At 67.7% G+C, this 21,070-nt stretch carries 20 protein-coding genes; 13 read left to right on the forward strand and 7 right to left on the reverse strand.

Going from position 1 to position 21,070, the window contains the following annotated elements; genetic code table 11:
• The first annotated feature begins 56 nt into the window (after window positions 1–56).
• Together FHS74_RS05100 and FHS74_RS05105 are read left to right on the forward strand one after the other, a co-directional pair.
• Entirely contained in the window at window positions 57–662 is a 606-nt protein-coding gene (locus tag FHS74_RS05100; protein ID WP_184798072.1) for a glutathione peroxidase, read from the forward strand.
• A 170-nt stretch (window positions 663–832) separates the two neighbouring features.
• Window positions 833–1,558, forward strand: coding sequence for a hypothetical protein (locus tag FHS74_RS05105; RefSeq protein WP_184798074.1), 726 nt, complete (start codon window positions 833–835; stop codon window positions 1,556–1,558).
• 4 nt (window positions 1,559–1,562) lie between these two features.
• Here the strand turns inward: FHS74_RS05105 and FHS74_RS05110 are convergent, their stop codons facing one another.
• Window positions 1,563–3,944, reverse strand: coding sequence for an intermembrane phospholipid transport protein YdbH family protein (locus FHS74_RS05110; RefSeq protein ID WP_184798076.1), 2,382 nt, complete (start codon window positions 3,942–3,944; stop codon window positions 1,563–1,565).
• Between the two features lie 456 nt (window positions 3,945–4,400).
• On the opposite strand from FHS74_RS05110, the gene FHS74_RS05115 reads away from it, so the two are divergent.
• The 5 genes from FHS74_RS05115 (at window position 4,401) to flgH (ending at window position 8,493) form a co-directional block, all read left to right on the forward strand.
• Window positions 4,401–4,877 carry a peptidylprolyl isomerase gene (locus FHS74_RS05115; RefSeq protein ID WP_184798078.1) on the forward strand — a complete coding sequence of 159 codons (477 nt, stop codon included), beginning with the start codon at window positions 4,401–4,403 and terminating at the stop codon, window positions 4,875–4,877.
• Window positions 4,878–5,187: 310 nt separating this feature from the next.
• Complete coding sequence (gene flgF / locus FHS74_RS05120) at window positions 5,188–5,907, forward strand: flagellar basal-body rod protein FlgF (RefSeq protein WP_184798080.1); 720 nt, start codon at window positions 5,188–5,190, stop codon at window positions 5,905–5,907.
• Window positions 5,908–5,933: 26 nt separating this feature from the next.
• Window positions 5,934–6,719 carry a flagellar basal-body rod protein FlgG gene (gene flgG, locus FHS74_RS05125; protein WP_184798082.1) on the forward strand — a complete coding sequence of 262 codons (786 nt, stop codon included), beginning with the start codon at window positions 5,934–5,936 and terminating at the stop codon, window positions 6,717–6,719.
• Window positions 6,720–6,745: 26 nt separating this feature from the next.
• The gene (gene flgA, locus FHS74_RS05130) at window positions 6,746–7,726 is read left to right on the forward strand and encodes a flagellar basal body P-ring formation chaperone FlgA (protein WP_184798083.1); all 981 of its coding nucleotides are present in this window, start codon (window positions 6,746–6,748) and stop codon (window positions 7,724–7,726) included.
• A gap of 11 nt (window positions 7,727–7,737) precedes the next feature.
• Window positions 7,738–8,493 (forward strand): flagellar basal body L-ring protein FlgH, encoded by a 756-nt coding sequence (gene flgH, locus FHS74_RS05135; RefSeq protein ID WP_184798085.1) that lies wholly within the window; start codon window positions 7,738–7,740, stop codon window positions 8,491–8,493.
• Between the two features lie 201 nt (window positions 8,494–8,694).
• Here flgH and dksA read toward each other — a convergent pair whose 3' ends face one another.
• Together dksA and FHS74_RS05145 are read right to left on the reverse strand one after the other, a co-directional pair.
• Window positions 8,695–9,114 carry an RNA polymerase-binding protein DksA gene (gene dksA / locus FHS74_RS05140; RefSeq protein ID WP_184798087.1) on the reverse strand — a complete coding sequence of 140 codons (420 nt, stop codon included), beginning with the start codon at window positions 9,112–9,114 and terminating at the stop codon, window positions 8,695–8,697.
• A gap of 277 nt (window positions 9,115–9,391) precedes the next feature.
• Window positions 9,392–9,814, reverse strand: a complete 423-nt coding sequence (locus FHS74_RS05145; protein WP_184798089.1) for a flagellar assembly protein FliX — start codon at window positions 9,812–9,814, stop codon at window positions 9,392–9,394.
• Between the two features lie 425 nt (window positions 9,815–10,239).
• Between FHS74_RS05145 and FHS74_RS05150 the strand changes: the two genes are divergently transcribed.
• The 6 genes from FHS74_RS05150 to sciP all read left to right on the forward strand — a co-directional run bounded on the left by FHS74_RS05150 (window position 10,240) and on the right by sciP (window position 16,014).
• On the forward strand, window positions 10,240–11,331 hold the full coding sequence (locus FHS74_RS05150; RefSeq protein ID WP_184798295.1) for a flagellar basal body P-ring protein FlgI: 1,092 nt from the start codon (window positions 10,240–10,242) through the stop codon (window positions 11,329–11,331).
• Window positions 11,331–11,819 (forward strand): rod-binding protein, encoded by a 489-nt coding sequence (locus tag FHS74_RS05155; protein WP_184798091.1) that lies wholly within the window; start codon window positions 11,331–11,333, stop codon window positions 11,817–11,819. The genes FHS74_RS05150 and FHS74_RS05155 overlap by 1 nt, the downstream gene beginning before the upstream one ends.
• On the forward strand, window positions 11,816–12,319 hold the full coding sequence (locus tag FHS74_RS05160) for a hypothetical protein (protein ID WP_184798093.1): 504 nt from the start codon (window positions 11,816–11,818) through the stop codon (window positions 12,317–12,319). The genes FHS74_RS05155 and FHS74_RS05160 overlap by 4 nt, the downstream gene beginning before the upstream one ends.
• Window positions 12,320–12,628: 309 nt before the next feature.
• Window positions 12,629–14,860 (forward strand): flagellar hook-length control protein FliK, encoded by a 2,232-nt coding sequence (locus FHS74_RS05165; protein ID WP_184798095.1) that lies wholly within the window; start codon window positions 12,629–12,631, stop codon window positions 14,858–14,860.
• Between the two features lie 25 nt (window positions 14,861–14,885).
• Window positions 14,886–15,569 carry a flagellar hook assembly protein FlgD gene (locus FHS74_RS05170; RefSeq protein ID WP_184798097.1) on the forward strand — a complete coding sequence of 228 codons (684 nt, stop codon included), beginning with the start codon at window positions 14,886–14,888 and terminating at the stop codon, window positions 15,567–15,569.
• A gap of 121 nt (window positions 15,570–15,690) precedes the next feature.
• On the forward strand, window positions 15,691–16,014 hold the full coding sequence (gene sciP / locus FHS74_RS05175) for a CtrA inhibitor SciP (RefSeq protein ID WP_184798099.1): 324 nt from the start codon (window positions 15,691–15,693) through the stop codon (window positions 16,012–16,014).
• 22 nt (window positions 16,015–16,036) lie between these two features.
• Here the strand turns inward: sciP and FHS74_RS05180 are convergent, their stop codons facing one another.
• The 4 genes from FHS74_RS05180 to FHS74_RS05195 all read right to left on the reverse strand — a co-directional run bounded on the left by FHS74_RS05180 (window position 16,037) and on the right by FHS74_RS05195 (window position 20,915).
• Window positions 16,037–17,251 carry a hypothetical protein gene (locus tag FHS74_RS05180; protein WP_184798102.1) on the reverse strand — a complete coding sequence of 405 codons (1,215 nt, stop codon included), beginning with the start codon at window positions 17,249–17,251 and terminating at the stop codon, window positions 16,037–16,039.
• Between the two features lie 176 nt (window positions 17,252–17,427).
• On the reverse strand, window positions 17,428–18,816 hold the full coding sequence (der, locus tag FHS74_RS05185) for a ribosome biogenesis GTPase Der (protein WP_184798104.1): 1,389 nt from the start codon (window positions 18,814–18,816) through the stop codon (window positions 17,428–17,430).
• A gap of 12 nt (window positions 18,817–18,828) precedes the next feature.
• Entirely contained in the window at window positions 18,829–20,262 is a 1,434-nt protein-coding gene (locus FHS74_RS05190; RefSeq protein ID WP_246462918.1) for an outer membrane protein assembly factor BamB family protein, read from the reverse strand.
• A complete protein-coding gene (locus FHS74_RS05195; RefSeq protein ID WP_184798106.1) occupies window positions 20,259–20,915 on the reverse strand; it encodes a tetratricopeptide repeat protein in 657 nt (218 codons plus the stop codon). Before FHS74_RS05195 ends, FHS74_RS05190 begins: the two co-directional genes overlap by 4 nt.
• Window positions 20,916–21,070 lie beyond the last annotated feature (155 nt).

Below are 21,070 nucleotides of genomic sequence, written 5' to 3' on the forward strand. Positions count from 1 at the left end.
CGGCGCGGCCCCCAGGCAGAGGGCTGCCGCGGCCGATGCCCCAAGGGAGAGAACCGATGCCCGCTTCCCCGCCTAACCGCCGCGCCCTGTTCCAGGGCCTGGCGCTGGCCGCCCTCGCCGTCGCCGGCGTGACGATGGCCGCCCACCGTGGCGACGCCGCCGCCAGCCTGCCCAGTTCCGCCGCGGGCTCGGCCTATGATTACAAATTCACCTCCATCGATGGTGACCCGCTGCCGCTGAGCCAGTTCAAGGGCAAGACCATCCTGGTGGTGAACACCGCGTCGCTGTGCGGCTTCACCCCGCAATACAAGGGCCTGGAAGCCCTGTACACCGCGTACAAGGACAAGGGCCTGGTGGTGCTGGGCGTCCCGGCCAACGATTTCCATGACCAGGAGCCGGGCAGCAACAAAGAGATCAAACATTTCTGCGACGCCAATTTCGCCGTCGATTTTCCGATGACGGAAAAGGAAACGGTGACCGGCGACAAGGCCCACCCCTTCTACAAATGGGTCAGCGCCGCCAAGGGTGCGCCGAAGTGGAACTTCCACAAGTACCTGATCAGCCCGGAAGGCGCGCTGATCGCCGCCTTCCCCAGCAAGGTGGAGCCGGAATCGCCGGAACTGAAGGCCGCGATCGACGCCGCCCTTCCCCACAGCAGCTGAACCGCCGGATAGTGCGGCGGGCGGGAACCACGTTCCGGACGATGAACAGGTCGACAGCCGCTTGAGTTTGGGGAACGGTCCCGTTAGGGTCAGGCCCGGGAGAGACGCTCTCCCGGGCTTTCTAATTCCTTGTTCTCCCTTACCTTCTTCAGCTGGGTGTTGGCGCCGCGATGAGTTATGGCCTCTACGATCACAGCCGCCGTGCCCGCCGCCGTTTCTGGGGGCGTTTGGGCAAGTTCCTGGTGCTGGCCGGCCTCGTCGGCGTCGCCTGCGCCTTCAGCTACGAGGTGGGGCAGGAACAGTTGATCCGTCGCGAACAGAACCTGCAGGTCCAGCTGACCCAGGCCCAGACCGCGAAGGAGGAGACCGAACGCAAGGTCGCCCAGCTGCAGACTGCCCTGCAGACGGCCGAGGTGCGTGTCAGCGAGTTGCAGGTGCGCTATGACCGCGATGTGCCCGCCGGTGATTTGGGTCGGCTGAAGGATCTGCTGGCCAAGAAGATGGTGGAAGGTGTGGACGCCGGTCGCCTGGCCCTGATCATCGAGCAGACGGGCACGCCCCGGTCCTGCGGCAAGGCGGAAACCAAGCGCTTCGTCCTGTCCACCGCGCTGTACAAGGGCCCCAACACCTCTGCCGGCTTCGCCGATGGCGCCGTCACCGTCTCTGGCGAGGGCGCCACCTCCCGCAGCCCCGACGGCGCGCCGCAATCCTGGTTCGACCCGGCGAAGCCGGTGACATTGAAGTTCACCGACAAGAGCGGCAAGGAAACCCAAACCACGGGCATGCTCCCGTTGCAGCATTCGGTCATCATCGACGACACCGAATACCGCTTCAAGATCAGCCCCGGCTCGCGCTCCTTCGTCGACGTGGTGGGCGATCACTGCCCGTTCCCGTAAGGGACTATCGCCTTTCCGACAGGCCACCGGTGGACAGGTCGCCGCCATCCAGGTCCAGATCCAGGTCGACGGGATAGCCGCCGTAGAACTCCGCGTTGACGCCGCGCATCAGCAGCCGCGCCCGGGGATCGGTCAGGATCGCCCCCTTGGGCTCCAACGTCAGGGCCTGATAATCGTAATTGGCGAGCGCCCGGGTCACCAGCGCGACCTTGCCGTTGCGATCGGGGTTCAGGACCACCGGCACGCCGGCGCCGCTGGTGTCGGCATAGCCGATGTGCCCGGGCGCATCCGCCTGCAGACCGCCGAAGACCAGCACGGGCACCAGACCGTCGAAGCGCCCCAGCAGACGTCCGCCCAAGCTGCCTTGCAGGTCGTAGCCGGCGGCCGTCCAGGCCGGGAGCGCCTGGGCCAGGTCGACGCCCGCCACGGTGGCGCTGAAACCGCCCCCCTCTTCCGGTGCCAGGTGCACATGGCCGCCGGCCCAAGCCAAATCGCCGCCCTGCAACAGGACCCGGCCGTCGGCCAGCTGGAAATCCAGGCCGACATCACCCACCGCCAGCGCGGCGCGCACGGTCTTGGCCGCGACATGCTGGGCCGGCGGACTGTGCAGCGGGAACAGACCGTCCAGAACGACCTTGCCCCCCAACCCGTCGACGATCAGCGACGGGCTGGCCAGGCCGACGCCATCGGCCCGCACCTCGCCCGTCCCGGTCAGGCTCCCCTGGTCCCAGCTCAAGCGCAGGCCGCCCGCCACCGTTCCCTCGCCCCGCACCGGCCCGGTCAGGCCCGCGGTGGGTAGCAGGCGGGTCAGGTCCTGCAAGCCGGCCAGTGCCAGCGGCTCCAGCACGACGGCGACTTCCCCCCTCTTCTCCGCTCCGGTCCATTGCCCCGTCAGGCCCAACACCACGGGCGTGCCCACGCCATTCGCCTGCCCTGCCAGGGTCAGGATCTTCGTTGGATCACCGGACAGCGTGATACCCAGCGCCAAGGGGGGCAGCCAGCCGCCCAGCACGCGCCCGCCGGCCAGCGTCGCTTGCCAGGGGGCGGCCCGGTTGGTCCGGTCGAAGCCGGCGGCCAGACGCGCGCCTTCCAGCCGGCCGCCCAGCAGCACGGGCGCCTCCAGCACGGCGGCGCTGGCTTCCAGCCGGCTGAGTCCCTGGGCATCCCAGTCGGCGCCGCCGCGCAGACCCGTGGTGCCGCCAGCCAACAGCGGGGCCGCCGCCGGCCCCAGCCGCCCCACCAGGGCGCCCTGAGCATCGGCATGGCCCCGCCGTTCCGATCCCCAGCCGCCGCGCCAGTCCAGGACCAGATGACCATCGGCGCCGGGATCCCAGCCCAGGCTGAGCGGCGTGCCCTGCCCGTCCCGGAGCCGCCCGCCCGCTTGCGCCGGCCCGCCAAGGTCCAGGCGCCAGGCGCCGTCCCCCTGGGGTCGCAGGGTGCCGCCACCGCTGAGAAAGCCCGCCATCAACGGCAGGTCCGGCGCCGTCATGTCGGCCGCCGATACGCTCACCGCAAGGGCGCCATCGTCGGTGGCGGCCATCGTCAACGTTGCCGTGCCCGCCCAGTCTCCCGCCCCACGGGCGGTGAGGGTGAAGCCCCAGGGGGTCGCCTGCGAGCCGGCCCAAGGCCGGGCCCCGCCGAGGACCAGATGCAGGTTGGGCGTATCGGCCGTGGCGTCCACGGTCCAGCGATCGCCGCCGCCGTGCGCCACCAGATGACCCGCCATGGGGCCGGGCCAGTCACGCACCCGCAGGCCCTTGACGGTCACGTCGGCGGTCGCGGTGCCGTCGCCACCGACCAGCGTGCCCCTGATCGCGGGCACGGCGTTGGCCGCCGTTTCCAGGCTGAGCGCCACGCCGGCCGACGTTTTGGTCAGCCCCACGGTCAACGCCATCGCCGGCCAGCCCTCCCCCGGAACCACCACCGCCTGGCCCCGCCAGCCCTCGCCCTGCCGATCCAGGGCGGCGTGTAGTTCCAGCGGCACGGACCAGGAACCACGGGTCAGCCGCGCCGTCCCGATTTCCAGATGGCCGATGGGCAAGGCCATCAACCGGGCCAGGATCTGCCCACCACCGCGGTCGGCATCCAGGCTGACACCGGTCAAAGCCACGCTGGCCGGCGGGCCCCAGGGCACCAGGCCGGCAAAATTGATCAGGACGGTATCGGCCTCCACCCCCGGCGCCAGCCGCACCCCCGCCTCCAGCCATCCCCATCCGGCGTGCCGCACCGTCACCTGGGCTTGGGGGAAGCCCGCCGCCGCCAAGACGTAGGCCAACCGGCGCTCCGCCGTTTCCGGCAGGAACAGCCGGGCGGACAGGACACCCCCGGCAATGAAGATGATCACCGGCACCAGCACCCACAACCAGCGCCGTCCCCACGGCGGCAAGGACCAGACCTGTCCGGCGCGGCGCCAGGCGCCAGGCAAAAAAAGCCGCCGCCACGCGCTGGAGCCTTTGCGCGCGCCAGCCTTGGCTGCCTTCAAATCAGGGGGCCGCATACCGGGCGGCGGTCTCAACGGCGGCATGGACATGAAGACGAACCGATTCCTTCCCCGGCCCCGATGTGGCAACCGGCACCCGTGTGGAGAGTGACAATACCGGCGCCAGACGACAAGCCGCGGCGCAGCCCCCTGCGCACGGCAATATCGTTCCGGTCCGGAACCGCGACCCCACCGTCATGCAAGCCGCTTGCCGTTTCCAACCCGCCCCATCGGCAATTTTGCCGCTGGCGGGGGGCCGGCCCGCCAGAAGGGCGGTTCAAATCAGCCAGCGGGGGCGCTATGGTCCGCCGACCGGCAAAGCCGGACACGGACGCGCCCACCATCAAAAACGAGCTTCCCAAAATGGATCTTGAGAACACCCTGTATCTCGACCTGCCGGCCGGCCGCGTCGTCATCGCCCTGCGCCCCGACCTGGCCCCCAACCATGTCGCCCGCATCAAGGAACTGGCCCGCGACGGTTTCTACGACGGCCTCTGCTTCCATCGCGTCATCGAGGGCTTCATGGCCCAGGGTGGCTGCCCCACCGGTGACGGCACCGGCGGTTCCGGCAAGAAGCTGAAGGCGGAGTTCTCCGCCGAGCCGCACGTGCGTGGCGTCTGCTCCATGGCCCGCGCCATGAACCCGGACAGCGCTGACAGCCAGTTCTTCATCTGCTTCGACGACGCCACCTTCCTGGACCGCCAGTACACCGTCTGGGGCACCGTCACCGAGGGCATGGAGCATGTCGACGCCCTGAAGAAGGGCAGCCGCCGCGACAATGGCAGCGTCACCGATCCCGACCGCATCGTGAAGATGCAGGTGGCCGCCGACGCCGCCTGACCCCAAGATTCAGGCTTTCGGATGGGCGGGACGCCCATCCGGCATCGACCGCCCGCCCCCTTAAGGGGGCGGGCGGTCCGTTTTTGGGGGACGCGCGTTCCGGGGGGCAAAAACGCGCCCCCTTCGCCAGGTTGGGAAGACCCGGTCCGGCAGAAACTGCCGTCAGCGGCCTACCCTGCCGCCCCTGCCCCACCCACTTCCCTATAAGTTATTGATTTTCCATCGAATCGAATGTTGGCACACCCCCTGCATATAGGGAGGCGACTAACAAGCACCCGGCATCGACCGGTGGCACGAGTTCGAGGCGAAAATGGAAAACCCGATTTACGTCGCGCTGTCCCGCCAGGAAGCGCTTTCCCGGCAGCTGGACGTGGTGGCGAACAACATCGCCAACATGAACACCACCGGGTACAAGCAGCAGCGCATGCTGTTCCAGGAATACCTGGAGAAGCCGGCCCGCGGCGAACGGGTTTCCTTCGTCCAGGATTACGGGCTGATGCGCGACGTCCGCGCCGGCGCGCTGCAGGTGACCAACAACACGCTGGACCTGGCGCTGAAGGGCGAAGGCTACTTCACGGTGGAGACGCTCTCCGGTCCCCGCTACACCCGTGCCGGCAATTTCCAGCTGAACGACCGCCGCGAGCTGGTGGACCAGAACGGCCTGCCGGTGCTGGACAGCAATGACAACCGCATCACCATCCCCGATGGCACCACCGACCTGAAGGTCCAGGGTGATGGCACCGTCATGGCCGACCGCGCCCAGGTGGCCAAGCTGAAGATCGTCACCTTCGCCGACCAGCAGCAGATGCAGACCCTGGGCGGCGGCCTGATGACCACCACCCAGGCACCGCAACCCTCGGCCAACCCGCAGGTGACCCAGGGTGCGGTCGAAGCCTCCAACGTGCAAGCCATCGTCGAATCCACCGCGATGATCGAGGTGCTGCGCCAATACCAGATCACCCAGAAGCTGGTGGACGAGGAACACGATCGCATCCGCAACGCGATCACCCACCTCGCCAAAGCCCAGTGACGACGAAGTAGCAGGAGCAACAGATCATGCGCAGCCTCTCCATCGCCGCCACGGGCATGCAGGCCCAGCAGACCAACGTCGAAGTCATTTCGAACAACATCGCGAACATGACGACGACCGGTTTCAAGCGCCAGCGCGCCGAATTCCAGGACCTGCTGTACCAGAACATGCGCCGCGTCGGCTCCAACTCGTCGGACGCCGGCACCATCGTCCCCACCGGCATCCAGATCGGCGCCGGCGTCAAGACGGCGGCCGTGTACCGCATCAATGAGCAGGGCAACATCTCCACCACCGGCAACAGCCTGGACCTGGCGATCAACGGCAACGGCTTCTTCCAGGTGACGCTGCCCAGCGGCCAGATCGCCTACACCCGCGCCGGCTCCTTCCAGCTGAACGCCAACAGCCAGATCGTCACCTCCGACGGCTATCTGCTGAACCCCGGCCTCACCATCCCCGCCAACGCGGTGGACATCACGGTCGACGCCTCGGGCCAGGTGCAGGCCAAGATCGACGGCCAGGTCACCCCCGCCACGGTGGGCCAGATCAACCTGGCGAACTTCCCCAACCCGGCAGGCCTGGAAGCGGTCGGCGACAACCTGATGCTGGAAACCCCGGCCTCGGGCCAGCCGGTCACCGCCGTCCCCGGTTCCACCGGTTTCGGCCGCCTGACCCAGAACGCCCTGGAAACCTCCAACGTCAACGTCGTGACCGAGATCACCAACCTCATCCAGGCGCAGCGCGCCTACGAGATGAACTCGCGCGTCGTCACCACGACGGACCAGATGCTGCAGTCCATCACGAACATGAAGTGATGAGCGCGGGATACCGGAGATCAGTCATGAAAACCTTGGCCGCCATCCTCTTGGGCACCAGCATCCTCTTCGGCACCGGCGCCGCCATGGCCGCCGACCTGCATGGAGACGTGGACGTCAACGCCGAGACCATCCACCTGGGCGACCTGTTCGACGCGCTGGCCCCCAACCAGGCCAGCATCGTCATCGGCCAGGCGCCGGCCCCCGGCCATCGCATCACCTACGACGCCTCCATCTTGGAGCGGATCGCCGCCGCCAACGGCGTGGACTGGAAACCGGCCGGGGGTGAGCGCGTGGTTGTCAGCCGCCCATCGGTGGACGTCACCGCCGACCAGATCCAGGCCGCCTTCACCAAGGCCCTGGCCGAGGCCGGCGCCCCGGCGGGCATGGAAGTGCAGCTGGACAATCCCGGCACCGTCCTGCGCCTGCCGGCCAACAGTGACAGCAGCATCGCCTTCACCAACGTCAATTATGACGCCAGCCGCGGTCGCGCCACGGGCGACCTGGTGATCCCCGCCCATGGCGAGCCTGTCATCCGCCAGAGCTTCGGCGCCCGCGTCGCCGTCATGGTCACCTTGCCGGTGCTGAACCGCCGCGTGGCCCCGGGCGAAACCATCGCCGCCAGCGACGTGGAATGGACCAAGGTGCCGCGCACCCGCATCAGCGGCGACGTGGTGACCGAAGCCCGCGACCTGATCGGCCTGACCGTGCGCCACGGCGCCAGCCCCTATCAGCCGGTGCGCACCGATGAGGTGCGGGCGCCGGTGGTGGTCACCCGCGGCGCCCTGGTCACCATGATGCTGCAGGCCGGCAACATGACGCTGACGGTCCAGGGCCGCGCCCAGACCGAAGGCGGCCTGAACGAAACCATCCGCGTCACCAATACCGCCAGCAACCGGACCATCGACGCCCGCGTCGCCGGCCCCGATCTGGTCATGGTGCAGCCGACGGCCCAGGCCCCCATGGGCCAGGCCACCGCCCGCGCCACCCGTACCGCCCTGAATTGAGGAGAGACATCATGCCTTTGCCTTCCACCCTCCGCGCTCTCCTCATCGCCACCGCCGCCGCCGTGGCGCTCAGCGGCTGCGGCGCCGTCGACCGGATCGAGAACATCGGCAAGGCCCCCAACATGAGCGGCCTGGCCGACCCGACAACGCAGAAGGGCTACCAGCCGGTGCGCATGCCCATGCCGACACCGCCGGTGCTGGAGCGCCAGGCCAACTCGCTGTGGCGCCCAGGGGCGCGGGCCTTCTTCAAGGACCAGCGCGCCAGCCAGACCGGCGACATCCTCACCATCTCCATCTCCATCAACGACAGTGCCGACGTCTCCAACGAGACCAAACGGTCGCGCTCCAACTCAGACAGCATGGGTGTGCCCAACTTCTTCGGCCTGGAAGCCCAGATTCCGAAGGTCCTGAACTCCGCCACCTCGGCCTCCAGCCTCGTGTCCACGACCAGCGCCAAGTCGTCCGATGGCAAGGGCACTGTCGCTCGCGCGGAAAAGATTGACCTGAAGATCGCCGCCCTCATCACCCAGGTGCTGCCCAACGGCAACCTGGTCATCCAGGGCAAGCAGGAAGTGCGGGTGAACTACGAACTTCGCGAGTTGACCATCCAGGGCATCATCCGCCCCGAGGACATCGACAACACCAACGCCATCTCCTACGAGAAGATCGCCGAAGCCCGCATCTCCTACGGCGGACGCGGCCAGATCACCGACGTGCAGCAGGAACGCTATGGCCAGCAGCTGTTGGATGTACTGCTGCCGTTCTGATGACGGATATCCCGGCGGTGCCCCCGCCGCTGGGACCGCCCTATCCATTTTCGCCCGGTTGTTAGTCGCCCCCCGGTTAGTCGCCCCCACGTCCACGGGGCTTTCTGTGGACCTTTGTTGACCTCGAACAAACTGAAAGGGCCGGTGTCGCATACACCGGCCCTTCTTTTATCCGTACCCTTCCGGCCTCCGGCAGCCAGGTCAGTCGTCGCGCTGGGTGCGTTCCATGCGCTCGTGACGTTCCTGCGCCTCGACCGACAGGGTGGCGATGGGACGAGCCTCCAGCCGGCGAACGCCGATCGGCTCACCCGTTTCCTCGCAATAGCCGTATTCGTTCAATTCGATTCGTTCGATGGCCTCATCGATCTTGCTGATCAGCTTGCGCTCACGGTCCCGGGTGCGCAGTTCCAGGGAGCGATCGGTTTCCGCCGAGGCGCGGTCGGCGATGTCCGGTTCCTGGATGCCACCGTCCTGCAGGTTGACCAGCGTTTCGGTGGACTCCCTCAGAAGTTCCGAACGCCACTGCAGCAGCTTCTGACGGAAGTACTCCGTCATCACGGGGCTCATGTACGGCTCATCCTCGGACGGACGGTAGTCCGGGGGAAGTATCGGAGACGACATATGTTTTGGTCCGAGTCCAGTGTGGTCGAGACGGCGCGGAGTATAGGGAGAGCGCACGCAACCCGCAATACCGAGCACAGGTTCGGGACGCAACGTTTAAGTCCCTGAATCCGATCACAATTGTGGGTATGTCCGCCCAAAACCCAAGCCGCCCCCGCCATTCAAGCGGCAGCGACAAGCGGATGGAAACAGGAAGTCTCGCCTGCGGTTCGCATGGAACTCGGCGATGGGACGCCACCATCGGGCCGTCCGCCCCCATGGGGAGCGCTATGCCGCCTTACCGGGAGGCCGATTCGAATTTGGCCAACTCCACCTGCGCCCGCAGGTCGATCTCATCCAGCACTTCCTGCATGCGTGGATCGGTCACCGTGTCCCGCCGGCTCTGCACCATGCGCACCAGTTCCTGCAGCCGCTCACGCGGGTAAGTGCCCGCCAGCAGGCCCAGCCGCAGCTCCTCCAGCTTGTCCAGCAGCGTCTCCGCCCGCTGGCGGGCCTTGCGCTTGGAGTTCAGGGCGTCGTCCACCTCCTGCAGGGCCAGGAGCGGCGTGATGGCCATAGCGGTCTGCGCGCCGGTGACCGACTTCGCACCCTCATCGCTATCGCCGTCCGACACATGGGTGCGGAAGCTGTCGCCACCGGCCCGTTGCGTTTTGCGCGTCTGGCTGGAGGGAAGGGAGGAACCAGGACCTTCGATCTTCATGTCGTGCCGCCACCGCAATCTGGGCTGGCCGCCCGGAAAAACCCGGGACCATCACCCTCGATCCGGTCCCGACAGGTCCCGAAAAGGAAGGCAACTCCGCCGGTCTGGCGGGCCTGCGGCCAGCCCTATTGTTACCACCCGCGGTCAAGCAGCGCATAGGGCAAATTTTGCCGGGGATATTCCGCCGCCCAACGCGGCCGGGGCTGGCGGCCGGCCGCCAATCCCCGGCTTGCCGTCCCGGTTCCGCAGGCGGCGGCTGGGATTCCGCCGAATTTGGGCGCATGCTGAAGTTGGCATGAAGTTCGCTAGGGGACTGGCATCTGTTTTAGGGAGTATCCCCCTTGTTCACGAACGCCCCCACCCATCGTCCCACCGCAGCCGCCCTGCAAGGCCCGGTCCGCGCCCTGAAGAAAGGCGTTGCGCTGATGGTCACGGTGCTGGCTTTGGCCCTGGGCGCGGTTCAGCCCGCAGGCGCGCAGTCGCGCCTGAAGGACATCGTGGACGTGGAGGGCGTGCGCGACAACGTGCTGGTGGGCTATGGCCTGGTGGTCGGCCTGAACGGCACGGGCGACACCATCAACAACGCCCCGTTCACGCAGCAGAGCCTGTACGGCATGCTGGAACGACTGGGCGTCAACATCCGCGGCACCACCCTGACCACCAAGAACGTGGCGGCGGTGATGGTGACCGCCACCCTGCCGCCGTTCGCGGCCCAGGGCACCCGCATCGACGTGCAGGTGGGCACGCTGGGGGACGCCAAGAGCCTGCAGGGCGGCATCCTGGTGGGCACACCCCTGCTGGCACCCGATGGCGACGTCTATGCCGTGGCCCAGGGCCCCGTCGCCATCTCCGGCTTCACGGCGCAGGGCGCCTCGGCCAGCGTCACCCGCGGCGTTCCCACCGCCGGCCGCATCGCCGCCGGCGCGTTGGTGGAGCGCACGGTGGACTTCCGGATGTCGGACATGCAGTCCTTGCACCTGGCGCTGCACAACCCGGACTTCACCACCGCCAAGCGGGTCGCCGACGCCATCAACGCCGCCATCGGCACCGGCACGGCCATGGCCATGGACCCGTCCAACATCGCGGTCAGCGTGCCGGCCGGCCGCAAGGCGGACTTGGTGGGCTTCATGCGTGACATCGAACAGTTGCGCGTCGCCCCGGACAGCCCGGCCACCGTGGTCATCGACGAGGCGTCGGGGGTGATCGTCATGGGCGAGAACGTGCGCATCAACACCGTCGCCATCGCCCAGGGCAACCTGACCATCAAGATCACGGAGACGCCGCAAGTGTCCCAGCCGGGTCCGCTGAGCAACGGCACCACCACCACCGTACCCCGGACCAACATCCAGGTGGATGATGGCCAAGGGAAGAAGCTGGCCATCCTGCCCTCCGGCGTGTCCCTGCAGGACCTGGTGCAAAGCCTGAACGCCCTGGGTGTCAGTCCCCGCGACATGATCTCCATCCTGCAATCGATCAAGGCCGCCGGCGCCCTGCAGGCCGAGCTGAAGGTGATGTGATGAGCGACGAGATGAAGCTGTCGCCCCCGGGCTACGATGCCAAGGCCCTGGCGGATTCCAAGGGCACGCCCAAGCTGCAAAACGGCCCGGGTGGCGGCATGAAGGACGACGCGGCCATCGAGAAGGCCGCCAAGGAGTTCGAGTCCGTCTTCATCAGCCAAATGCTGCAGCACATGTGGGAAGGCGTCAAAGTCGACGAGAACTTCGGCGGCGGCCACGCGGAGGAAATGTTCCGCGGCATGATGATCGAAGAACAGGCCAAGGCCATCACCAAGGGGGGCGGCCTGGGCATCGCCGACGAGATCAAAAAGGAAATGGTGCGCATGCAGGAGAAGGCGGGCGGCGCCGATCCACTGCGCCGCTCCAAGAACGCTTATGCCCAGGCGCAGGCGACGCTGGCCCAGCACATGCCGCTGGATGGCGCCACCGAAACGCCCGCCGCCACGCCCGGTACCGCCACCGACGCCGCATCGGATGAGACGCCATGACCCCGAACCCGACCTTCCCGTCGATCCCACCCGCGGCCTCCCCGCCCGCCGGCACCAATGCCGCCGAAGCGCGCGCCCTGTCGCTGATCAGCGCCATGGAACGGCTGATGGCTCTGTACAAGGAAGAAACCGCCCTGCTGAAGAAGCGGGACATCAAGGCGATGTTGGCCCTGGTGGAGCGCAAGCACCTGCTGACCAAAAGCTATGACGACGCCGTGCGCATCATCAGCCTGGATATGCCCGGTTTGCGCAGCCTGGATCCGGCGCTGAAGGACAGGCTGAAAGACGTGGCCGACGTGTTCCACCGCGAATCCATGGAGAACGCGACGGCGCTCCGCGCCGCCGCCGCCGTGGCGCAATCGGTGGTCAACATCATGGTCAACGCCATCAACAAGCAGCGCAACCAGGAGAATGGCTATATCTCCAAGCACGGCGCCGCCCGCCCCGCGGGCTATCGCCGGGGGGGCATCCCCCCCATGGCCGTGAACCAGTGCCTATGACCCCGCCGGCCTAGCACCATCCTTACCCGCCGCTTCGCCCGCCCTGGCATGACCCCAGCGGCGGGTGTTGGCGTTGCCCCCCGGGGCGGGGACCGGCAGATTCTGCCCCCTGCGGCAATAAGCTCCCACCCCTCGAACCGCCCCTGCCCCCCAACGCGGGGATGGGCCCCCACGAAGCCCCCGGAAACATTGAGTTGGCGACGCCGCCGGGCTGGCACGTCGATTGCTTCACAGGCGGTGGGCGCCTTTGCCCGCCCTTGTCCCCCGCCGCGAGGCGGAGGCCAGGCCCTGGTCCCGAGGAAGCGATATATGACCGGTTTCCAGCCCGTCCAGTCCTTGTTCCCCAGTCAGGGGGGCACCACGTCCGGAATCCTGGGCGGCACGGGGGCGGGCAGCGACGGCGCCGCGGATCTGTTCACCCAGCTGCTGAGCGGCATGGTGGACGCCACCGCCACGGAGAGCCAGGCGACGGGCCAAACGGGCGCCTTCCTGAACGCCGGCCAAGGCACCAGCGGCGCCAATGGCGGCACCGCTTCGCCGTTCACACCCTCCACCATTCCATTCGCAGCCGGTTCCTCATCCGTCGGCAAGACGCTGGGCGCCACCGGCACGTCAGGGACTTGGAAGAACAGCGCCACCACCGGCACAGCCGTGGCGGCGCTGATGACCGGCGTGGCCACCAACACCCCCTCCTCCCTGCTGCCGGCCTCCAGCTGGACGCAAACACATTGGTCGGCCGATACCGCCCCAACGGACGCGACGGATGCCAACGCGAGCGAGACGGCCGGCACCAGCACCCAAGACAGCACCGTGGCCGACACCACGCTGGCGGCGCTGGCCGCCATGGGTGCCCAGCCGCAGCCAACCCCGCCCGTTCCCACCGTCAGCCAGGACGCCACGGCCCAGTTCGCCACGGCCCAGGCGGGCGTGACCCAGGCGGCGGCTCAGGCTGCGACGGCTCAGGCGGGCGCTGACCAGACAGCAGCCACCCAGACAGCCGCTGGCCAGACGGCCACCGGCCCCGCGCCGTCCGGTCAGATCGCGGGCATTCAGGCCGGGGCCACCCAAGCCGTAGGCAACACCGTTCCGGGTGCAGGCTCGTCGTCGCTGTCCCTGGCCGGCATGACGCCCGTCAATGAACAGACCGCCGCCGATGCCGCCCTGGCGGCTCAGGCGGTCCAGGCCATGCAGGCCGCCAAAGGAGACGGAACCACCACCGGGGCGCCCCAGGACGCCCCCGCCAAGGGCAGTGCCGCCGCCGCAGCCGCCGCCAGCCTGGCGGTCGCCGACCAGAAGGCGGCGGCCCTGGCCACCGGCGCCACCGCGGCCAGCCCACGGACGCCCGCCCCTGGCGCGCAGATCGCCACCGGCACCACCAAGACCACCGTCCCGGCCGCCCAGGCGGATGCCATCGCAGCCCAGAGCGGAACGGCGGCGGACGCCGCCACCCTGGCCGCCAGCGCCACGGTCGCGGCCGATGGCGCGGCCAAGGCCGCCAAGGCGGACGGAAGTTCCGGATCCGGCCTGAAGACGGGCACCGCCAAGGCTTCGGCCAAGAGCGACGCGGCGAAGCTCTCGGCCACTCCCGTCAGCGTGACGACCGCCGCCGGTCAGGACAAGGCCCAGGTCGCGGCGACGGCCGACCAGACGCGGCAGCAGACGGCCGATAGCGCCACCGACGACAGCGGCAGCAACGGCCTCATGGCGGCCCCGGCGGCCTCTGGCGGCATGACCTACGCCGATGCCCACGCCGCCGCCGCAGCAGCCCCCCTGGCCAAGGTTGGCGACACCACCAGCACCGCCACGCCGGCCGCGATGACACTGGCCAATGCCACCGCCAACAGCGCCACGGGCACCGCCGCCAGCACCCAGGCCACCTTGCAAGTGCTGCTGCAGCAACAGGTAGGCAACGGCCGCGCCACGACGGCCAGCAACGGCCTGTTGGCGACGACGGAAAACGGCCTGCTGCCCGCCAGTGGTACGGAAAGCGTCAGCAGCACGTCGACCAGCGACGCGGCGCTGAACGCCAGCGGCTTCATGGGACTGGTGGACGGCCAGCACACCTTCCCAACCGGCTTCGCCGCCACCCAGATGGCCAGCACCAGCCAGGCGCGCCAAGCGCAGTACCCGCCAGTGCTGCAGCAGGTGTCCATGGGCTTTCAGAAGGCGGCCAGCAACGGGATGGACAGCGTCACCATCCAGCTGACCCCGGATGACATGGGCAGCATCGATGTGAAGCTGGACTTCCACAAGGATGGCAAGGTCCGCGCCAGCGTGACGGCGGACAACGCCAGGACGCTGGATCTGCTGCAACGCAATTCCGACGACCTGCAGAAGGCCCTGCAGGATGCCGGCCTGCAGACCGACAACGACAGCCTGTCCTTCAACCTCAAGGACGATGGCCAGGCCCCGCAGCAGCAGGAACGCCGCAGCGGCCAGTCCGGTGCCCAATTCTCCATGGACGACACGGCCGCCGCCGAGGAAGCCGCGTCCCCCGACACCATCATTCCCTCGCTCGGCCGTGTCGACGTGCGGATCTGACGATAGATTTTAGGGAGTAGCCATCATGACCGATGCCGTCAGCGGTTCAAACACCACCACCAACACGACGTCAACCACCAGCAGCTCCAAGACGAGCAACCCGCTGAGCGACCTGACGAACAACTACACGACCTTCCTGACGCTGCTGACCACGCAGCTGAAGAACCAGGATCCGACGTCGCCCATGGACACCAACCAGATGACCCAGCAGCTGGTGCAGATGAGCTCGGTCGAACAGCAGATCGAAGCCAACACCCAGCTGAAGGCCATCCAATCCACCCTGGCCTCCGGCCAGACCAGCCAGGCGCTGAACTACCTGGGCAAGTATGTGGAGATGCAGGGTGACCAGTTCCCTCTGCAGGGCAGCACGGCCAACGTCTCCGTCACCTATGCCAGCAAGGCGACCAGCGCCACCATGTCGGTCTATGACGGCAGCGGCGCGCTGGTCAGCACCACCGACGTGTCGGGCGCCGCGGGCACCCACAACTATTCCTGGGATGGCAAGGACAGCTCCGGCAAAACCTTGGCCGATGGCGTCTACAGCGTGAAGGTGACCGCCACCGACGCCAACGGCAAAGCTGTCGGCACCACGGTGAAGGTGGCGGGCAAGGTCACCGGCGTCGATATGTCCGGCACCACCCCGACCCTTCAGATGGGCGACATGACGGTAAACATGAGCGACGTCACCACGGTGCTGTCTTCCTCGTAAGGGTAACCACCGAACCTGCCTAAAAGTGATAGGCCGTTCAGTTCTTTTTAACGCACCTGCCCCTATGGTGACGCAGGCCCTCGGTGGAAGCCGGGGTTTGCAGGCACTGATGAGGTAAGGCATGTCGGCACAGGACGCCGGACGCGGCCCCCGCGCGCTGATCAACGGGGGACACAAGGCGCTGACCCTGGACGACCTTCCGCCGGCCGATACCAAGCGGTGGGTCATGCGGCGCAAGGCGCAGGTGGTGGACGGGGTGCGCAGCGGCCTTCTGACAATGCAGGAGGCCTGCGCGCGCTACACCTTGTCCGAGGAGGAGTTCCTGTCCTGGCAGCGCCTGATCGATGCCCACGGCCCCCGGGCGTTGCGCACGACCCGCCTGCAGGACTATCGCCGCAGCCCACACGCCGACGAGCAGGACCCACCCCAGCCCGCCATCGGCTGAGCATTCGGCACCGGGGCCGCCCTTACGGCGCCCCGGGCTTCAGGCTGTCGGCCACGATGTGCAGCCCTTCGGCGCGCAGGGTGTGCCGGCGCAGCACCAGTCGGCGGGCGGCCAAGGCCTGTTCCACGACCTCCCCCCCGATCAGGGCGCCGTCGACCGTCAGCGCCGCGGCGATGCGGGACAGCTCATTCGCTTCCCCCTTGGGATCGTGCCGGTTGAGCGGATGCTCGCTGGCCAGTTCCGTGCTCAGCCACTCCAGCAGGGCCTCCCGCCCTTCCGGCAGCCGGTCATCGGCCAACAGCCGGGCGAGCAGGCCCATGGCGGTGGGAACCTTGGACTCCGCCGCCACCCTGGCGGCGACGGCGGCCGGATCGCGCAGCAGGTCGATCAGAGCCACCAGGAAATCGGCGAGGCAGCGCTGGTTGCCAAACAGATCTTGGATAACGTCGGGGAAACGCAGCAGATCGGCGGCGATGCCGCCCAGCATCTCCTGTAGGCGCCATGGCGTCTCGGGCGTCATCAGCGCCAGCACTTCTTCCAGCTTGCCGCCCAAGGTACGGATACCGGCCAGCCGGACGGTGATCAGGCTATAGAAGGCGTGGTCATGCTCCTCCAGCCCCACCAGCCGTTCCACCGCGGTGCTGATCTCGGCGGCGGCGCCATTCAGTGGCACCGTCCATTTGCGGCTGGCCGCCTGGAAATTGCGGGCCTTGAGGGCCACCGCGTCGACATAGCCGTCCAACTCGGTGATGCGGGCGCGGGTGTTCTGGCCGGTCAGCTTGCCCTGCGCCGTGGCCACCTTGTGCAAGGCCGCCTGGACCATGGCGCCGGTGTCCTGCAGCCGCCGCAGGTGGGTGGCCCCATGCAGCAGTTCCAGGGGGCTGATCTGCTGTCTCGTCAAATAGTCGCGCAGGATCAGGCTGATGGCCCGGCGGGCCTGGCGGCCATACAGGTCGGCGGGCGAGGCGCAGAGGGGCGTGCCGTCCGGCGCCTCGCGCAGCACGTCCGGCTTGACCACCGGCGGCGCGACCTTCTCGAAAACCAGGGTACCGGTGGGAAAGGCGTTCAGGACGGTGCGCACGGCCATGACCCGCACGGCCTTCCACTTCCCCGAGGCCAAGCGGCGGTTGGCTTCGGCAACGGCGGTCTCTTCCGTGTCGCCGATGAAAAGAATGGTCCAGCGCCCGTCGTCCAGGCCCAGCAGCTCGAACTTGCAGCTGCGGAATTTTATGCCCATGTGCGCAACCCCGCCTTGCGACCCGGCAGTCCGGAATCAGCTCCCCGCCACACTATAGGCGATCCCCCGCATCCCACGAAGAAAATAGAAAAGCCGGCTCCTACCGGCGCCGGCCAAGAAAAAAGGGAAGCGGTTTCCCGCTTCCCTTTTTGACGATGAACATCGAGCCCGCAGGATTAATCGAAAGGATTGTCGCTGCCCTTGCGCAACAGGAAACGCAGGGGCACCGCCGGCATCTTGAACGACTCACGCAGGCCGTTAATCAAATAACGGGTGTAGTGCTCGGGAATTTCGACGGGACGGCTGCTGAACAGGGCGAAGGTCGGCGGACGCGCCTTCACCTGGGTCATGTAGCGTATCTTCAGGCGGCGGCCGTCCACCAGGGGCGGCGGGTGTGCCTCCAGCATGCCACTCAGCCAGCGGTTCAGCTGCGCGGTGGGGATGCGGCGGTTCCACAGGCGGTAAACCTCGAACGCCGCGTCCAGCAGGACATCCAGCTTGTGCTGCTTCAGCGCGGAGATGGTGATGGTGGGAATGCCCCGCGCCTGGGGCAGCGAGGTTTCCAGCCGATCGCTCAGCTGTTGCAGGGCTTCCGCCCGGTTGGCCACCGCGTCCCACTTGTTGACGGCGATGACCAGGCCGCGGCCTTCCTCGATCACCTGGCGGGCGATGGTCAGGTCCTGCTTATCCAAGATGGCGTCGGCGTCCAGCACCAGCACCACCACGTGGGCCATGCGGATAACCCGCAGCGTATCCGCCACCGCCAGCTTTTCCAGCTTGTCATCCACCCGGGCGCGACGGCGCAAGCCGGCGGTGTCCACCAGCTTCACCGGCCGGTCGCGCCAAATCCACTCCGCCGCGATGGCGTCGCGGGTCATGCCGGCCTCGGGGCCGGTCAGCACCCGCTCCTCACCCAGCAGGCTGTTCAGCAGGGTGGACTTGCCGACGTTGGGCCGGCCGACGATGGCCAACTGCAAGGGCTTGGCGTTGTCCCGGGCCTCGGCCGCCTCTTCATCCAGCGGCCCCTCCTCCTCGGCCTCCTCATCTTCCGGCTCATAGGCCGGCAGATAAGGGGTCAAGGCCTCCACCAAGTCGGCCATGCCCTCGCCATGTTCGGCCGACAAGGGCACCGGATCGCCCAGCCCCAGCTCGAAGCATTCCATGAGCCCGGGCTTGCCGGCGTTGCCCTCGCACTTGTTGGCCACCAGGATGATGGGCGTCTTGCCCTTGCGCAGGAAGGCGGCGAAATGACGGTCCAGCGGCGTGATGCCGGCGCGGGCGTCCACCATGAACAGGCCGACATCGGCCCGGTCGATGGCCTTTTCCGTCTGGCGGCGCATGCGCGCCTCCAGACTGTCGTCGAACGCCTCTTCCAGGCCGGCGGTGTCCACCACCGTCAGCTCGATGCCGGCCAGATAGCCGTCAGCGGAACGCCAATCCCGGGTGACACCCGGGGTATCGTCGACCAGGGCCAGCTTCTTACCGGCAAGTCGATTGAACAGAGTCGACTTGCCGACATTGGGCCGGCCGATGATAGCGACCGTCAAGCGGCGGGGACTCGCCATAACTCATTTGCCTTATCGATACGCGAAGAGATCGCCGTCGTCCGTCAGCACAAACAGGGTGTTGTTGACCGCAATGGGGGCAACGCTGATCGGGTCGTCAAACTCAGTCTTGTTGAGGATGTCGCCGTTGGTGGGCGACGCTTCCACAACCTGCCCCAGACTGTTGGCCATAATCAAGCGTCCACCGGCTGCAATAGGACCAACCCAGCTAATCGGATCCTTGCGCTTCTCCGGATTCTCCCAGCGTTCCAGCTGCTTGATCCAGCGGACGCGGCCGGTGTCGCGGGTCAGCGCCACCAGCTGGGCCTCATTATTCACCACGAAGACCCAGTCGCCGACGACCGCCGGCTGGTTCTGGCCCCCCACATCCTGTTCCCAAATGTGCTGACCCGTGCGCTGGTCGATGGCGACCATGCGGCCCGAGTAGCTGATGGCGAACACTTGGTTGTGATCGACGACAGGCAGGCCCTTGATGTCCGCCAGGTTGGCCAGGTTGGCGCCGCGGCGCGATGAGGCCAGGTTGTCACTCCAGGCCGGGTGGCCATTGTCCACGCGCAGGGCATACAGCTCGCCCGACGAATAGGGGATGATGGTGATGTCGTTGTCGACCGCGGCGCTGGCGCCGCCCAGCAGGGCCGCCGGCTCGGGGAAGCCAGCGTGCGTCCACTGCAGCACCCGGTTGTCCGAGGCCAGCACGATGCACTGGTTGTCGATGGTCACCACGAAGACGCGACCGCCGGCGACCGTGGGGCCGGACCGGATGGGGGCGGCGATGCGCTGCCGCCAGGCGATCTTGCCGTCCTTGGGATCGACCTTGATGGCCTCGCCAAAACCGGTGGTGACGAACACCGCGCCGTCACCGACGGCGACACCGCCCCCCATGGCCGACCCTTCCTGGTCCGGCCGCTTCATCTCGCTGTCCCACAGCTTCTTGCCCGTGGCCTCGTCAAAGGCGTGCAGGATGAACTCGGTATCCAGCAGATAGACCTTGCCACCGGCCACCACCGGGCCGTCCAGCAGACGGTTGTCGCTGGAGGAGCCCTCGATGCTGACCTTCCACGCCTGCTTCAACGTCTTGGGCAGGCTTACATGGCCCGGATTGTGGGCCGCGTTGCCGCCGGGCTGGGCCCAGTCGGCATTGGTCACCGCGTCAGGCAGGGTCACCTGCTTGGCCTGGGCCTGGCTGTCAGGCTCGATCTGCTGATCCAGCTGCAGCACCGAGATACGGTTGCCCGCCAGCTTTTCCTTGGGCTTGTCGTCATCGCCCAGGCCCAGCCAATCGAACATGCCGCAGCCGGTCAGGACCATGCACGCCACCAGCGCGCTGCTGAGGCCGACGGCGCGCCGGATGCGCATGGGCCGGCCGGACGACGGGGAACCGGTGGCGGGGGCACGGGACGAAGCCTCGGAGGAAGGCAAGCCAGTGACGGCGTTCTTGTTGGTCATTTCTGCTCGGCGTAGAGGGCGGCGAGATCGGCGGCGCGGGCGCGAATGCCCTGGGGTGCCGCCGGATCGACGGACAAGGACTGGAAGATCTCCCTGGCCTTGGCCAGGTCGTTGGCACGCAAGTACAGCAGGCCGGACAGTTCCTGGGCGCTGTAACGCCAGGGGCCCTTGCTCAGCCCCGAGATGCGGGACTGCAGCTGCGCCGGGTTGCCGGTATCCACCTGCTGCATCACGGCCAGGATCTGGGCCAGGTCGCGGAACAGGGGATCGTTGTCGGCGCTGCCGGCGATCTGGTCATAGATGGCGATGGCGCCGGCGGCGTCACCGCTGGCGGCCTTCAGCCCGGCTTCCTGCAGACGGGCCAAGGTGGCGGGCGCACCGCCCAGCTTGGGCGTCACCGCCGCCAGGGCGGCCAAGGCCTCCTTGGGGTCGCCCCCCTCGATCGCGGGGGACACCTTTTCCGTCGCGGCGATCAGGGCGCTGGTGCGCTCGATGGCCTGCCGGTTGCGGTACTGGTCCCAGGCAACGTACGCCGCCGTGCCGGCCAGCACGGCCACCGCCCCCGCGAGGAGGTAGGGGCCCACCTGGCGCCACAGTTTTTCCAGTCGTTCACGGCGAAGGTCGTCATCGACCTCGCGAAAAATATCGCTCATCAGCTCACTCTTCGACACCGAGGCCGGCACCATAACAGCAATCCGCGCCGATACCAGAGGGGCGCGTGACGGTCAAGGAAAGTCCGGGTCGAATGTCCCCCATCCCCCTGCCCGCCCACCCCCGCAATGGGCGGCCTGATTGGCGCCAAGCCCCC

Origin of the sequence: Nitrospirillum iridis, assembly GCF_014205765.1 — a bacterium.
Lineage (GTDB): Bacteria > Pseudomonadota > Alphaproteobacteria > Azospirillales > Azospirillaceae > Nitrospirillum > Nitrospirillum iridis.

Coding starts and splice junctions, on each gene's coding strand:
- FHS74_RS05100 (WP_184798072.1), top strand. CDS start 57: ATGCCCGCTTCCCCGCCTAACCGCCGCGCCCTGTTCCAGGGCCTGGCG.
- FHS74_RS05105 (WP_184798074.1), top strand. CDS start 833: ATGAGTTATGGCCTCTACGATCACAGCCGCCGTGCCCGCCGCCGTTTC.
- FHS74_RS05115 (WP_184798078.1), top strand. CDS start 4,401: ATGGATCTTGAGAACACCCTGTATCTCGACCTGCCGGCCGGCCGCGTC.
- flgF (WP_184798080.1), top strand. CDS start 5,188: ATGGAAAACCCGATTTACGTCGCGCTGTCCCGCCAGGAAGCGCTTTCC.
- flgG (WP_184798082.1), top strand. CDS start 5,934: ATGCGCAGCCTCTCCATCGCCGCCACGGGCATGCAGGCCCAGCAGACC.
- flgA (WP_184798083.1), top strand. CDS start 6,746: ATGAAAACCTTGGCCGCCATCCTCTTGGGCACCAGCATCCTCTTCGGC.
- flgH (WP_184798085.1), top strand. CDS start 7,738: ATGCCTTTGCCTTCCACCCTCCGCGCTCTCCTCATCGCCACCGCCGCC.
- dksA (WP_184798087.1), bottom strand. CDS start 9,114: ATGTCGTCTCCGATACTTCCCCCGGACTACCGTCCGTCCGAGGATGAG.
- FHS74_RS05145 (WP_184798089.1), bottom strand. CDS start 9,814: ATGAAGATCGAAGGTCCTGGTTCCTCCCTTCCCTCCAGCCAGACGCGC.
- FHS74_RS05150 (WP_184798295.1), top strand. CDS start 10,240: ATGGTCACGGTGCTGGCTTTGGCCCTGGGCGCGGTTCAGCCCGCAGGC.
- FHS74_RS05155 (WP_184798091.1), top strand. CDS start 11,331: ATGAGCGACGAGATGAAGCTGTCGCCCCCGGGCTACGATGCCAAGGCC.
- FHS74_RS05160 (WP_184798093.1), top strand. CDS start 11,816: ATGACCCCGAACCCGACCTTCCCGTCGATCCCACCCGCGGCCTCCCCG.
- FHS74_RS05165 (WP_184798095.1), top strand. CDS start 12,629: ATGACCGGTTTCCAGCCCGTCCAGTCCTTGTTCCCCAGTCAGGGGGGC.
- FHS74_RS05170 (WP_184798097.1), top strand. CDS start 14,886: ATGACCGATGCCGTCAGCGGTTCAAACACCACCACCAACACGACGTCA.
- sciP (WP_184798099.1), top strand. CDS start 15,691: ATGTCGGCACAGGACGCCGGACGCGGCCCCCGCGCGCTGATCAACGGG.
- FHS74_RS05180 (WP_184798102.1), bottom strand. CDS start 17,251: ATGGGCATAAAATTCCGCAGCTGCAAGTTCGAGCTGCTGGGCCTGGAC.
- der (WP_184798104.1), bottom strand. CDS start 18,816: ATGGCGAGTCCCCGCCGCTTGACGGTCGCTATCATCGGCCGGCCCAAT.
- FHS74_RS05190 (WP_246462918.1), bottom strand. CDS start 20,262: ATGACCAACAAGAACGCCGTCACTGGCTTGCCTTCCTCCGAGGCTTCG.
- FHS74_RS05195 (WP_184798106.1), bottom strand. CDS start 20,915: ATGAGCGATATTTTTCGCGAGGTCGATGACGACCTTCGCCGTGAACGA.